Source organism: Pseudomonas sp. CC120222-01a (assembly GCF_003097235.1).
Lineage (GTDB): Bacteria > Pseudomonadota > Gammaproteobacteria > Pseudomonadales > Pseudomonadaceae > Aquipseudomonas.
In genome coordinates this window covers 186,050-198,819 of record NZ_QEQQ01000005.1, presented here as the reverse complement: position 1 = coordinate 198,819, position 12,770 = coordinate 186,050, and the positions used below count along the sequence as shown (strand labels likewise).

General features: G+C 64.1%; 12 protein-coding genes. 7 read left to right on the top strand and 5 right to left on the bottom strand.

The window, feature by feature from the left end; translation table 11 throughout:
* Positions 1-3: 3 nt before the first annotated feature.
* The 3 genes from argJ (at position 4) to N430_RS09345 (ending at position 2,935) form a co-directional block, all read left to right on the top strand.
* On the top strand, positions 4-1,221 hold the full coding sequence (argJ, locus tag N430_RS09355) for a bifunctional glutamate N-acetyltransferase/amino-acid acetyltransferase ArgJ (RefSeq protein WP_027917987.1): 1,218 nt from the start codon (positions 4-6) through the stop codon (positions 1,219-1,221).
* A gap of 140 nt (positions 1,222-1,361) precedes the next feature.
* Positions 1,362-1,994: a glutathione S-transferase family protein gene (locus N430_RS09350; RefSeq protein WP_110635812.1), complete on the top strand. Its 633-nt coding sequence runs from the start codon at positions 1,362-1,364 to the stop codon at positions 1,992-1,994.
* Complete coding sequence (locus N430_RS09345) at positions 1,991-2,935, top strand: Nudix family hydrolase (protein ID WP_110635815.1); 945 nt, start codon at positions 1,991-1,993, stop codon at positions 2,933-2,935. Before N430_RS09350 ends, N430_RS09345 begins: the two co-directional genes overlap by 4 nt.
* A gap of 32 nt (positions 2,936-2,967) precedes the next feature.
* Here the strand turns inward: N430_RS09345 and N430_RS09340 are convergent, their stop codons facing one another.
* Genes N430_RS09340 through N430_RS09330 form a run of 3 tightly spaced genes read right to left on the bottom strand, consistent with a single transcriptional unit; the run spans position 2,968 to position 6,514 of the window.
* The gene (locus N430_RS09340) at positions 2,968-3,534 is read right to left on the bottom strand and encodes a cob(I)yrinic acid a,c-diamide adenosyltransferase (protein ID WP_110635818.1); all 567 of its coding nucleotides are present in this window, start codon (positions 3,532-3,534) and stop codon (positions 2,968-2,970) included.
* Between the two features lies 1 nt (position 3,535).
* Complete coding sequence (locus N430_RS09335; protein ID WP_110635820.1) at positions 3,536-5,566, bottom strand: ATP-binding protein; 2,031 nt, start codon at positions 5,564-5,566, stop codon at positions 3,536-3,538.
* A 30-nt stretch (positions 5,567-5,596) separates the two neighbouring features.
* Entirely contained in the window at positions 5,597-6,514 is a 918-nt protein-coding gene (locus N430_RS09330; protein WP_110635823.1) for a putative 2-dehydropantoate 2-reductase, read from the bottom strand.
* A 102-nt stretch (positions 6,515-6,616) separates the two neighbouring features.
* Between N430_RS09330 and N430_RS09325 the strand changes: the two genes are divergently transcribed.
* The 3 genes from N430_RS09325 to N430_RS09315 all read left to right on the top strand — a co-directional run bounded on the left by N430_RS09325 (position 6,617) and on the right by N430_RS09315 (position 9,466).
* Positions 6,617-7,102, top strand: coding sequence for a YajQ family cyclic di-GMP-binding protein (locus tag N430_RS09325; protein WP_110635826.1), 486 nt, complete (start codon positions 6,617-6,619; stop codon positions 7,100-7,102).
* Between the two features lie 116 nt (positions 7,103-7,218).
* Complete coding sequence (locus N430_RS09320) at positions 7,219-8,061, top strand: mechanosensitive ion channel family protein (protein ID WP_110635829.1); 843 nt, start codon at positions 7,219-7,221, stop codon at positions 8,059-8,061.
* Positions 8,062-8,221: 160 nt separating this feature from the next.
* Positions 8,222-9,466 carry an MFS transporter gene (locus N430_RS09315; RefSeq protein WP_110635832.1) on the top strand — a complete coding sequence of 415 codons (1,245 nt, stop codon included), beginning with the start codon at positions 8,222-8,224 and terminating at the stop codon, positions 9,464-9,466.
* Between the two features lie 66 nt (positions 9,467-9,532).
* Here the strand turns inward: N430_RS09315 and N430_RS09310 are convergent, their stop codons facing one another.
* The gene (locus N430_RS09310; RefSeq protein WP_110635835.1) at positions 9,533-11,080 is read right to left on the bottom strand and encodes an AmpG family muropeptide MFS transporter; all 1,548 of its coding nucleotides are present in this window, start codon (positions 11,078-11,080) and stop codon (positions 9,533-9,535) included.
* Positions 11,081-11,123: 43 nt separating this feature from the next.
* Positions 11,124-11,477, bottom strand: a complete 354-nt coding sequence (locus N430_RS09305) for an MGMT family protein (protein ID WP_110635838.1) — start codon at positions 11,475-11,477, stop codon at positions 11,124-11,126.
* Positions 11,478-11,630: 153 nt separating this feature from the next.
* Here N430_RS09305 and N430_RS09300 point away from each other — a divergent pair, with 153 nt between their 5' ends.
* Positions 11,631-12,641 carry a DUF481 domain-containing protein gene (locus N430_RS09300; RefSeq protein WP_110635841.1) on the top strand — a complete coding sequence of 337 codons (1,011 nt, stop codon included), beginning with the start codon at positions 11,631-11,633 and terminating at the stop codon, positions 12,639-12,641.
* Positions 12,642-12,770 lie beyond the last annotated feature (129 nt).

Sequence of the window (12,770 nt, the reverse complement as noted above, 5' to 3'; positions counted from 1 at the left end):
CTAATGGCTGTTGGTCTTGGTCCTTTGCCCACCCTGCACCCGGTTCCGGGTTTTGAACTCGGTATTGCTTCTGCCGGCATCAAGCGTCCTGGGCGCAAGGATGTGGTGGTCATGCGCTGCGCCGAAGGCTCCAGCGTGGCTGGCGTGTTCACCCTCAACGCCTTCTGTGCAGCTCCGGTGATCCTGTCCAAGCAGCGCGTGCAGGGCACCGTGCGCTACCTGCTGACCAACACCGGCAATGCCAACGCCGGTACCGGCGCACCAGGCCTGGCCGCAGCCGAACGCACCTGCGCCAAGCTGGCCGAACTGACCGGCGTGCCGGCCGAGTCGGTGCTGCCGTTCTCCACCGGTGTGATCGGTGAGCCACTGCCGGTCGAGAAGATCGAAGGCGCGCTGCAGGCCGCCCTGGACAACCTGTCGGAAAACCACTGGGCTGAAGCCGCCACCGGCATCATGACCACCGACACCCTGCCAAAGGGTGCCAGCCGCCAGTTCCAGCATGATGGCGTGACCGTCACCGTGACCGGTATCAGCAAAGGCGCCGGCATGATTCGCCCGAACATGGCCACCATGCTCGGCTACATCGCTACCGACGCCAAGGTGGCCCCGGCGGTGCTCAAGGACCTGATGCTCGACGGTGCCAACAAGTCGTTCAACCGCATCACCATCGACGGCGACACCTCGACCAACGACTGCTGCATGCTGATCGCCACCGGCAAGGCCAACCTGCCGGAAGTCACCGAAGCCAGCGGCGCGCTGTTCGAAGCATTGAAGAAGGCCGTGTTCGAAGTGTGCATGGAAGTGGCCCAGGCCATCGTCCGTGACGGCGAAGGCGCCACCAAGTTCGTTACCGTGCAGGTCAACGGTGGTGGCAACCACCAGGAATGCCTGGATGTCGGTTACGCCGTGGCCCACTCGCCGCTGATCAAGACCGCGCTGTTCGCCTCCGACCCGAACTGGGGCCGTATCCTGGCTGCCGTGGGCCGTGCCGGCGTGCCGGAGCTGGATGTCAGCCTGATCGACGTGTACCTGGACAGCGTGTGCATCGCCAGCCAAGGCGGCCGCAGCCCGAGCTACACCGAAGCGCAGGGTTCGGCCGTGATGGCCCAGGAAGAGATCACCATCCGTATCGAGCTGGGTCGTGGCCAGTGCAGCGAAACCATCTGGACCACCGACCTGTCCCACGAATACGTGAAGATCAACGCCGAATACCGCACCTGAAGTAATGCTGGGGCCGCTGTGCGGCCCTTTCGCGACACAAGGCCGCTCCTACAGGAGATCGCGTTCCCTTGTAGGAGCGGCCTTGTGTCGCGAAAGGGCTGCAAAGCAGCCCCAAAACTCCCAATACATGGAGCCGAACCATGAGCTATCACCTGATCATCGGCGACAAGCTGTATTCCTCCTGGTCGCTGCGTGGTGCCCTGGCCCTAGAGCTGGCCGGCGTGCCATACGAAGAAACGCTGATCAGCCTGAACCAGCCCGACACCCGCAAGCGCATCCTCGAATTCTCTTCCACCGGCAAGGTGCCGCTGCTCAAGACCGAGCACGGCGTGATCGCCGATTCCCTGGCCATTGCCGAGTACCTTAACGAGCGCCACCCCGAGGCCCAGCTGTGGCCAGCTGATGTGGCCGCCCGTGCCCAGGCCCGTTCGGCCTGTGCGCAGATGCACAGCGGCTTCTTCGCCCTGCGCGGAGCCATGCCGTTCGACCTGTCCCGTGACCAGGGGCTGGATGACATGCCGCTGGACGTGCAAGTCGACATCGACCGCATCGTCGCGCTGTGGTCCGAGTGCCGCCTGGTGGCCAAGGACAGTGGCCCCTTCCTGTTCGGCAAGCCGACCCTGGCCGATGCCTTCTTCGCCCCGGTGGCGGTGCGCCTGCGTACCTACCGCGTGGAAGTGCCCGCCGAGGCAGCCACCTATATCGAGACCATTTACCAGTGGCCGGCCTTCCAGGCCTGGCAGCAAGCTGGCCTGGCGGAGCGTGAAGGTTGAAACGGATTCATGTTGTAGCCGCGGTGATCCGCGGTAGTGACGGGCGCATTCTGATTGCCCGCCGCGCCGATACTCAGCATCAAGGCGGCCTGTGGGAATTCCCGGGCGGCAAGGTGGAAGAGGGCGAAGGCGTCGAAGCGGCCCTGGCCCGTGAGTTGCGCGAAGAGCTGGGCATCGAAGTGACCCGTTCGCGGGCGCTGATCAAGGTCAGCCACGACTACCCGGACAAGCAGGTGCTGCTGGATGTGCGTGAGGTTGATGCCTTCACCGGTGAGCCCCACGGCGCCGAAGGCCAGCCACTGGCCTGGGTCGCGCCACGGGACCTGGGGCAGTACGAGTTCCCTGAGGCCAACAAGCCGATCGTCGCTGCTGCGCGCTTGCCGGACCAGTACCTGATCACCCCGGATGGCCTGGAAGTGCCGCAGATGCTCAAGGGTATCCAGAAGGCCGTGGCCAACGGTATTCGCCTGATCCAGCTGCGTGCGCCGGACATGTACGACCCCAAGTACCGCGATGTGGCGGTGGATGCGGTCGGGCTGTGCGCGGGCAAGGCGCAGCTGATGCTCAAGGGGCCGCTGGAGTGGCTGGGCGACTTCCCGTCCGCCGGCTGGCACCTGACCGCCGCGCAGCTGCGCAAGTATGCCGCCAAAGGCCGCCCGTTCCCCAAGGAGCGCTGGCTGGCAGCGTCATGCCACAGTGCCGAAGAGCTGGCGCTGGCCGAGCAGATGGGCGTGGATTTCGTCACCCTGTCGCCGGTGCAGGCGACCCAGACCCACCCCGAGGCGGTGCCGTTGGGTTGGGATGAGGCGCAGCGGCTGATTGCCGGGTTCAACCAGCCGGTTTACCTGCTGGGTGGGGTTGGGCCGGGTGAGCGGGAGAAGGCCTGGGAGGCCGGTGCCCAAGGTGTTGCCGGGATCCGCGCATTCTGGCCCGAGGCCTGAGTAATTGGGGCTGCAAAGCAGCCCCAGTGATCTCAGCCTTCAGGTTTTACCGCAGGCTGCCACAATACTTCAGCTACCCCTTGCCGCCGCCCGATCATCCGCGCCGCCACAAACAGCAGATCCGAAAGCCGGTTGATGTAAGCCAACCCAACCCCCTCCAACGGCTCCAGTGCATTCAACTGCTGACACCGCCGCTCCGCACTGCGCGCCAGGCTACGGCACACATGGGCCTGCGCCACCAGCGCCGAACCACTGGGCAGAATGAAATTCTTCAGCGGCCCCAGCTCTTCGTTCCACACATCGATTGCTGCCTCCAGCCGCTCCACTTCAGCCTGGTTCAAGGCTTGGTAGCTGGGCATCGCCAACTCGCCGCCAAGGTCGAACAAACGATGCTGGCAGGGCGCCAGAACGTTGCTCACCTCGTCCAACCCGTGTTCGGCCAGGCCGGCCAGCAGCAGCCCGAGCTGGCTGTTGAGGCTGTCCACCTCACCGATCGCCTCGACCCGCGGGTGGTCCTTGGGTACCCGACGCCCGTCCCCCAGGCCGGTTTCGCCCTTGTCGCCAGTGCGGGTGTAGATCTTCGACAGGCGATAGCCCATGTCATGCCTCCGTGTGGGTCGGCGCAGCCGCTGGCGGCTGGCCGAGGGGCAGGCGCAGGGTGAAGCAGGTGCCCTGGCCGGGCGTGGACTGCACTTCCATCTGCCCCTTGTGGTTGTTGGTGATGATGAAGTACGAAACCGACAGGCCGAGCCCGGTACCCTGGCCGATTTCCTTGGTGGTGAAGAACGGCTCGAAGGTGCGTTTGCGCACGGTTTCAGGCATGCCCACGCCGTTGTCCTCGACCTGGATCTCGGCCCAGGGCGGATTGAGCTTCGTGCGCAGCGTGATGCGCCCTGGCTCGCTGGGCTGCGGCCGCTGGTGGATGGCCTGGGCGGCGTTCTTCAGCAGGTTCAGCAGCACCTGCTCCAGTTCGTTGGCGGTGCAGGGTACCGGGCCCAGGTTGGGGTCGAACTGGCGGACGATGGCCTGGCCCTTGAAATCGAAGCCGATGGTCAGGTCGAAGTCGTTGCTGGCGATTTCCACGGCCTGGTCGATCAGCGCCGGCAGCTCGCAAGGCGCCAGCTGGCGGTTGCTGCGGCGGCTGAAACTGAGCATGTGGGTGACGATCTTGGCGGCGCGGGCGCCGGCCTGCTGAATGCCGTCGAGCAGCTGCGGCACTTCGCGGCTTTCCAGGTAGCGGTTGACGTTGGCCAGGTCGATGCCCAGCTCGCTCGCCTGCTCCTGGTTACGTGGCAGCTCTGCCGACAGGCGCCGGCGAATGTTCTGCACGTTGTGCAGGATTGCGCCCAGTGGGTTGTTGATTTCGTGGGCCATGCCGGCGGCGAGGCCACCGACCGAAAGCATCTTCTCCGACTGCACCATCATCTCCTCCAGCGACAGGCGCTGGGTGATGTCGTCGATACGGATCACCACGCCGCGGCCACCGCCGCCCATCAGCGGGTAGAAAGTCAGGGCGTAATGGCGCAGGTCGTCGCCCTTGGGCCATGTGACCCGCTCGATCTTCGCCACCCGGTGCTTTTCGACGCTCTCCTTGAGTTGCGGCAGGAACGGCTTGAGCGGCTCGAAGGCGATGAAGATCGGCTGGTTCAGCGCTTCGTCCAGTGGCGTGCCGGAGAGCACTGTGGCCTCGTGGTTCCATTGGGTGACGTAGAGCTGCTCATCGAGGGCGATCAGCGCCGAGGGCATGGAGTCGATGATGCTGTTGAGGTAGTTCTGAAAGCCCGTGAGCTTCTTCTCGATCTTGCTGCGCACCTGGACTTCGAGCTCCAGCTTGCGGTTGGTGTGGCGGGTTTCCTCGGCCAGGCCCTGGGCCTGGTCGTAGGCCATCTGGAACTCGTCGCGGGCGCGCTTGAGCTGCTGCTCGCGGGCCTCGATGCGCGAGAGCATGGTGTTGAAGGCTTCGGCCAGGCTACCAATCTCGTCGTCGTTGCCGCGGGTGGCGCGCAAGGCATAGCTTTCTTCACGGGTGACCTGGCGGCTGAGTTCTTCGAGCTGATTGATCGGCTGGGTGATCAGGCGCTTGATCTGCCGGGCGATGATCATCCACAGCAGGATGCTGAACACCAGGATCGCCAGGCTGGCGCTGAGCGTGCCGGTGTAGAACGCCGTGGGCAGTTCACTGCTGGCCACCAGCAGCAGGTGCGCCGGTGGGCTGGCATCACGCGGGATGCGGATCAGCTGGGTGCTGCGAAACTCCATCAGGCGCCAGCCGTCGATGTTGCGGTAGCGCTTGGGCAGGGCCAGAGACTCGCCGTGCTGCAATTGGGCCAGCATGTTGCCGTCGCCGCCGTAGATGGCGGCGGCGCGCAGCGGGGTGTAGCTGTCCAGCTCCTTGAGCAGGGCAGTGGCAGTCTCGGTCGAGTCGCCGGCACGGGCTGACAGTTGCGGGTTGGCCACCAGCTTGCCGATGGTCTGCAATGCCTGCGGTGCCATGCTCTCCTGGGTGATCCAGTAGGCGGCACTGATGAAGGTCAGATTGGCGACCAGCAGGATGGTCACCAGCAGTACCAGCAGGGCTGCCAGCAGTTTCTGCCCGACCGGGAGGTTTTCCAGGCGTTGGCGCAGGCTCATGGGCAAGGCAATGTCCGTATTGGGTTGACGTCAGGCGCTGGGCAAACCACGCGCTTGCAGGTTATCGACCAGGCGCTGGTGCAGGTGTTCCAGCCGCGGCAGCGCCAAGCCGTGGCGCTCGGCCGCCCGGCAGGCATGGCCCAGCAGGTAGTGCACCTCGGTACGCCGGCCTGCGCGTACGTCCTGGTACATGGAAGAGTAGTTGGCTGCGGTGGCCAGGATCACCCGTTGCACTTCTTCGTCCAGATCGGCCGCCGCTTCGGGCTGGCCGCAACGGCGCAGCAGCTCGGCCAGTTCCGTGCACAGTGCCTCGACCTCGCCGAGGTGCCCGAGCAAACCGCCGTTCTGGCAATCGTGCAGCACGGTCAGCGGATTGATGGCGCAGTTGAGCGCCAGCTTGCGCCACAGGCGGGTCAGGATGTCGACCGTCCATTCGCCAGGGATACCGGCGTCATGCAGGTCATCGAACCATTCTGGAGTGGTGGGGTTGGCCGGGTCCCCCAGCCAGTTGAAGCCATGCCCGGCGAAGTGCACACGCCAGTCGCCCTCGCGGAACGCGCCTTCGGTGCTGGAGGCGAAGATGCAGCGGGCGTGGGGCACCTGGTCGGCGACTTCGTCCTGGCTGCCCAGGCCGTTCTGCAACAGGACGATATCTGCGCCTTCAGCCAGGCGTGGTGCCAGGCGGGCGATGGCGGGGGCGGCATCGTAGGCCTTGCAGGCCACCAGCAGGCGATGGATGGGCCCGCCGGACTCGGCCGTTTCGGCCGGGATGGCGTAGAGGCGGGTATGCTCCTGCTCGACCAGGGTCAGGCCGCCAGCCTGCTGGTAAGCCTGCAGGCGCTGCGCATCACGCAGGATCAGGCGTACTGCCTTGCTGGCGCGTGCCAGGCGGCAGGCCCAGAGGCTGCCGAGGCTACCGGCGCCGAGAATATGCCAGGTGCTGCTCATCTGCGTTTCGCAACCCGTTATAATGAGCCCGCATTTTAACCCGCTAACACCGACGCGCTCCATGTTCAGACTGAGCGCGCGATTATTTTATGGAGATTACCCATGCCTTCGTTCGACGTGGTATCGGAACTGGACAAGCACGAAGTGCAGAACGCGGTCGACAACGCCATCAAGGACCTCGAGCGCCGCTATGACCTCAAGGGCAAGGGCAGCTTCGAGTTCAAGGACAAGGAGCAGACCGTGATGATGACCGCCGAGGAAGAGTTCCAGCTCGAAGCCATGCTGGAAATCCTGCGCCTGGCGCTGGTCAAGCGCAAGATCGACGTCAAGTGCCTGGAAACCAAGGACCCGTACGCCTCGGGCAAGGAAAAGAAACAGGAGGCCAAGTTCCGCGAAGGCATCGACAAGGACCTGGCCAAGAAGATCGTCGCCACCATCAAGGACGGCAAGCTCAAGGTCCAGGCCGCCATCCAGGGCGAGCAGGTGCGTGTCACCGGCAAGAAGCGCGACGACCTGCAGGAAGCCATTGCCCTGCTGCGCACCAAAGAGTTCGACATGCCGATCCAGTTCAACAACTTCCGCGACTGATTGCCGGGTTGCCCGGAACCTCGATGGCGTAATGATGTCCATCGGGTCCATGGCCGCTGTAAAACCAGCGGCCAGCTTTACTGTGTACGTGCCGCTCGGCATCAGGAGATGAATACATGGATTTGAACGCTGAAGTTGATCAGCTGGTCCGCCAGTCGCAGACCTGGATCCCCATGATCATGGCGTATGGCAGCCGCCTGTTGCTTGCGCTGGTGACCTTGGCCATCGGTTGGTGGATCACCAACAAGGTCAGTGACCGGCTGGCCAAGCTTGTCGGCCTGCGGGTCGCGGATCCGGCGTTGCAGGGTTTCATTCGCACGTTGGCCAACATCGTCATGAAGGTGATGCTGGCGATCAGCGTGGCGTCGATGATTGGCATCGAGACCACTTCGTTCGTGGCCGCCATGGGCGGCGCTGTGCTGGCTGTCGGCCTGGCCTTGCAGGGCAGCCTGGCGAACTTCGCCGGCGGGGTGCTGATCCTGATGTTCCGCCCGTTCCGCATCGGCGACTGGATCGAAGCGCAGGGTGTGGCCGGTACCGTCGACAGCATCCAGATCTTCCATACCGTGCTGCGCACCGGTGACAACAAGACGGTGATCATGCCTAACGGCACTCTGTCCAACGGCATCATCACCAACACCAACCGCCAGCCGACGCGCAAGGTGGTGTTCGATGTTGGGGTGGACTACGAGGCTGACTTGCAGAAGGCTCGCCAGGTGCTGCTGGAGCTCGCGCAGGACCCGCGCGTGCTGCCGGACCCTGCTCCGCAGGCGGTAGTCTCGACCTTGGGCGACAGCTCGATCACCGTGTCGCTGCGCCTGTGGACCAAGACCTCCGACTACTGGGACGTGATGTTCATGCTCAACGAGCACGCCCGTGACCGGTTGAAGGCCGAAGGGATCGACATTCCGTTTCCGCAGCGGGTGATCCGCGTGGTGCAGGAGGCTGCAGCGCAGTAATCGTGCTGCAACCGGGGCCGCTTCGCGCCCCTTCGCGGGCGTGCCCGCGAAGGGGCGCGAAGCGGCCCCGGCTATTTCTGTACCCTTACACTTGTTCACAGCAATTCCCCGGCATTTCTGGCATATAGCCTGTCCCCCTGCCTGCACCCGATACGCCATCATGAAACCACTGCTCTACATCACGCCTCTTCGGGCCCTCTTGTTCGGCCTGACCCTGGCCCTGTTCGAGCTGCTCACCTACCTGGCCAGCGACGCGGTGATGCCGGCCATGCCAGTGGTGGTCGAGCACCTGAACGCCAGCCCTGAATACATCCCCCATGCGCTCAACCTGTACCTGCTCGGTGGGGTGGTGCTGCAATGGCTGATCGGCCCGCTGGCCGACCGCTATGGGCGCCGTCCGCTGCTCTTGGCCGGCTGTGCCTTCTTCGGCGTCGCCTGCCTGGCCACTTACTGGGTGCAAGACATTGGCCTTTTCAACCTGCTGCGCCTGCTGCAGGGTATTGGCCTGGGCTTCGTGGTGACGGTCAGCTACCCGGCACTCAACGAATCGTTCAGCGAAGCGGACGCGGTGCGCATGATGGCATTGCTCGCCAACATCGCCTTGCTGTCGCCGCTGCTCGGCCCGCTGGTCGGTACCCTCATGCTGCAGTGGCTGGACTGGCGCTGGCTGTTCGTGGCCTTCGCCATCGGTGCCGTGCTGTGTTGGCTGCTGTTGCATCGCCTGATGCCGGAAACCCTCGGTGTCGAGCGTCGTGATGGCTCACGCCTGCCGTTCACCCCGATCCATCTGCTGCCGCTGCTCGCCGGTTACGGCCAGCTGCTGGCCAACCGCAAGTTCGTCGCTGGCAGTGCCGCGTTGGGCCTGGTGGGCCTGCCGCTGATTGGCTGGATCGGTCTTTCGCCGGTGCTGCTGATCCACGACGAGGGACTGAGCACGATGGAATATGCGTTGTGGCAGTTGCCGGTGTTCGGTGGGTTGATCCTCGGCAACCTGATCATCAATCGCATCGCCGACCGTTATCCGCTGCCGGCCCTGGTGCGTGGCGCGCTGGGGCCTTACCTGGCCGGGTTGTGCCTGATGGTGTTGGCGACCTGGGTGTGGCCGACCGTGACCAGCGTGGTCGCCGGTATGTCGCTGTATGCATTGGGGCTGGGCGTGGCCAACGCGGTGCTGTACCGCATGACGCTGTTTGCCAGCGAGCAGAGCAAGGGGCTAGTGTCGGCGATGTTGGGGATGATCACCATTGCCTTGTTGGGGCTGGGTGGTGCGGTACTGGCGATGATCGGGGCAGGGGAGAGCTTGCTGCACTTTGCCTTGGCTGCCGGTATGGCGGGTGCCTTGGCGCTGTGGCCGCTCTGGTTCGTGGTAGGTGGGCGGCCTGGGGAAGGGGCTGTCGCTCAATAACGGCTATTGGATTTACCGGCCTCTTCGCGGGCTAACCCGCGAAAAGGCCAGTACAGTAGAGCCCTATTAGGGCTGCTCGGCCGCGGGGTTATCCACCGGTACCTGCTTTCCCCGGCTCACTTCCTGGCGCCAGTGCAGCGCGATCAGAATCAGCGTGGGCACGCCCAGCAGCGCAGTGATCAGGAAGAAGTCGTGGTACCCGTACTTCTCCACCATCACCCCTGAATAGCCACCGATCAGGCGCGGCAGCAGCAGCATGATCGAGCTGAGCAGGGCGTATTGCGTGGCCGAGAACTTCAGGTTGGTCAGGCTCGACAGGTAGGCGACGAACGCCGAGGTGGCCAGGCCCGAGCTGAAGTTGTCCAGCGAAATGGTCACCACCAGCATTTCCAGATTCGGCCCCATGTCCGACAGCATCAGGAACAGCAGGTTGGTGGCCGCCGAGGCCGCGCCGCCGATGAACAGGATCGGCAGGATGCCGAAGCGCACGATCAGCAGGCCGCCGACGCCAGCACCGACCAGGGTCATGATCAGGCCGAAGACCTTGCTGACGCTGGCGATCTGGTCCTTGGTGAAGCCCATGTCGATGTAGAACACGTTGGCCATCACACCCATGACCGTGTCCGACATGCGATAGGTGGCGATCAGCCCGAGCAGCAACAGCGCCTGCCAACGATAGCGGGCGATGAAGTCGTGTACCGGTGTCAGCACCGGGGCCAGGCCACGGCGGCCCATGCCGGAAAGGCAGGCCCAGGTCAGCAGCACGTAGAGGATCAGGCGCAGGAAGGCACGGTCTTCGAGCAGCAGGTCGAGTGGCGTCGCATCGCCGGAAATGACGCTCGACCAGCCGGTGTTGAACATCTGGGTGAAGCTGGCCGGTACTGACACCAGCAGGATGATCAGCACGAACACCGAGGCCATCTGATGCATAAGGCCATAGCGCGCGGCCGACAGCTGAGTGCGCAGGGGTACCGGTGGCTCACGCATCACCAGGGTGGTGAACAGCGCCGGCAGCATCATCACGCCGAACAGCACGTAGGTGCCGGCCCAGGCCTTGTGCAGGTAGCTGAAGCCGGTGGAACCGAACCATTCGGCGAAGAACAGTGCGCCAGCGGTGGCGAGCAGGGCGGCGACCCGGTAACCGGCCATGTAGCTGGCGGCGAGGGCTGCCTGGCGCTGGTCGTCGGCAATCTCGAGGCGATAGGCATCGACGGCGATGTCCTGAGTAGCCGAGGCGAAGGCCACCAGCACCGCCAGGGCGATCAGCCAGGAAAGGTGTTGCTGCGGGTCGCACAGGCTCATGCCGACCAGGCCGATCACCACCAGCGCTTGCGACAGCAACAGCCACGAACGGCGTCGCCCCAGGCCGCCAAGCAGCGGCAGGCGCCACTGGTCGAGCAGGGGTGACCAGACCCATTTGAAGGCATAGGCCAGGCCGATCAGGCTGGCGTAGCCAATGGTTTCACGGGCCACGCCAGCCTCGCGCAGCCATACCGACAGGGTCGAGAACACCAGCATGTAGGGCAGGCCGGCGGCGAAGCCCAGCAGCAAAAGTACCAAGGTTGACGGGCTGGCATAGGCAGCAAGCGCAGCGCGCCAGGTTTTACGGGGCATGGGCCAACATCTGCCTCAAATTTGCGAAAACAAAGCGCGCACTCTAACCGCTGTGCTCCATCGGGCGCCAGCCATGGCGCGTCATATCCACACGATTATTGGTCACATTCACACCTTCTGCGCGCAGTCTGGCCCGCTGTTCATCGCCCGAAGGCGTGCCCAGCGCCAAGCTCAGCCGCCCGCCTGCGCCGAGTACCCGGTGCCACGGCAGGCGGGTATCGGCTGGCAACTGCCCAAGGGTGCGACCGACCCAACGTGCCGCCCGACCAAGGCCCGCCAGCTCGGCGAGCTCGCCATAGCTGACCACCTTGCCCTCGGGTACCTGGCCTAGCACCGAATACAGGGCCGTTCGTCGGGCTTCTGGCGAATCCTGGGTGTGCGCATATCCCTCAGACATCAGGGCAGCCCTGGCCTGGGATGAAACCGGACGAATGGTCGCGGCAAATGAGAGTTGAACTCAACGGCATGCTCCTGGGTCAGTCCTTGCTCTGGTCGTCGGCATCCGGATAATGCCCGGCTTTTTTCGTCAAATCGAACCTGTAGCGCGCTTATGTATTCTAGATCCCTGTTTTGCCTGTTGATTGCCTCCCTGTGTACCGCCCCGGCGTTCGCCGACACCGTGTGGATGAAGAACGGGGACCGGCTCAGCGGCAAGATCCGTGTATTCGACGGTGGCAAGCTGCTGCTGGAAACCCCGTATGGCGGCTCGATCTCGCTGGACTGGAAACAGGTCAAGACCCTGGAAAGCGACCAGGAGCTGCTGGTCAAGCAGGACGCCTATACAGGCGAGAAGGCCAAGTCGCTGAAGGCCGCCGAGCCGGGCAAGGTGACGCTGGCCAATGGCGAAGCGCCAAAGACCGTCGACCTGGCCAGTGTCCAGCAGATCATGAAGCCCAAGCCGCTGGTCGAGGACTTCATCTGGAAGGGTAACGTCGACGTGGCCTTGGACTACAAGCGCGCCGAGACCGACAGCAACGACTACGATGTCGACTTCAAGACCACCGCCCGCCATGGCCGCTGGCGGCACAACGCCGAAGGCGAATACAACCGCGAATCCAAGGACGACGTCACCACCACTGACAACTGGAGCGCCGAATACGCGCTCGACCGCTTCATCACCGAGAAGTGGTTCTGGCAGGGCCGCATGGAGTACAAGCGCGACCACATTGAAGACCTCTCCCGCCAGCGTACGGTTGGTACCGGCCCTGGCTACCAGTTCTGGGACGACGAGCTGGGCGCGTTCTCGCTGGGCTCGCTGATCAACCGTACCGACTTCGAGTATCAGGACGGTGCCAAGGACAACTTCTACTCGGCGGCGGTGAAGTGGGATTACACCCGCTACCTGATTGGCAAGAACGTCCAGCTGTTCACCAATGGCGAGTTCGCCAAACCGCTGGGTGGCGTGGCCGACTACGCGCTGGATGCCGAGGTGGGGCTGCGCTACAAGGTCACCGAATGGGCCTCGCTCAACCTCAAGGCAGAGAAGGACATCATCACCGGGACGCGGGAAAGCGACCTGGACAAGACCCGCTATACCGCTGGCTTTGGTGTGACCTGGTAGATCCTTGGGGGCGCTTTGCGCCCCTTTCGCAGGCAAGCCAGCTCCCACAGGTACTGCACAGGCCTCGAAGCCTGCGATGGGCTGCGCAGCAGCCCCATTGGCACTGGATGTGATAATGCTTATCTTGTC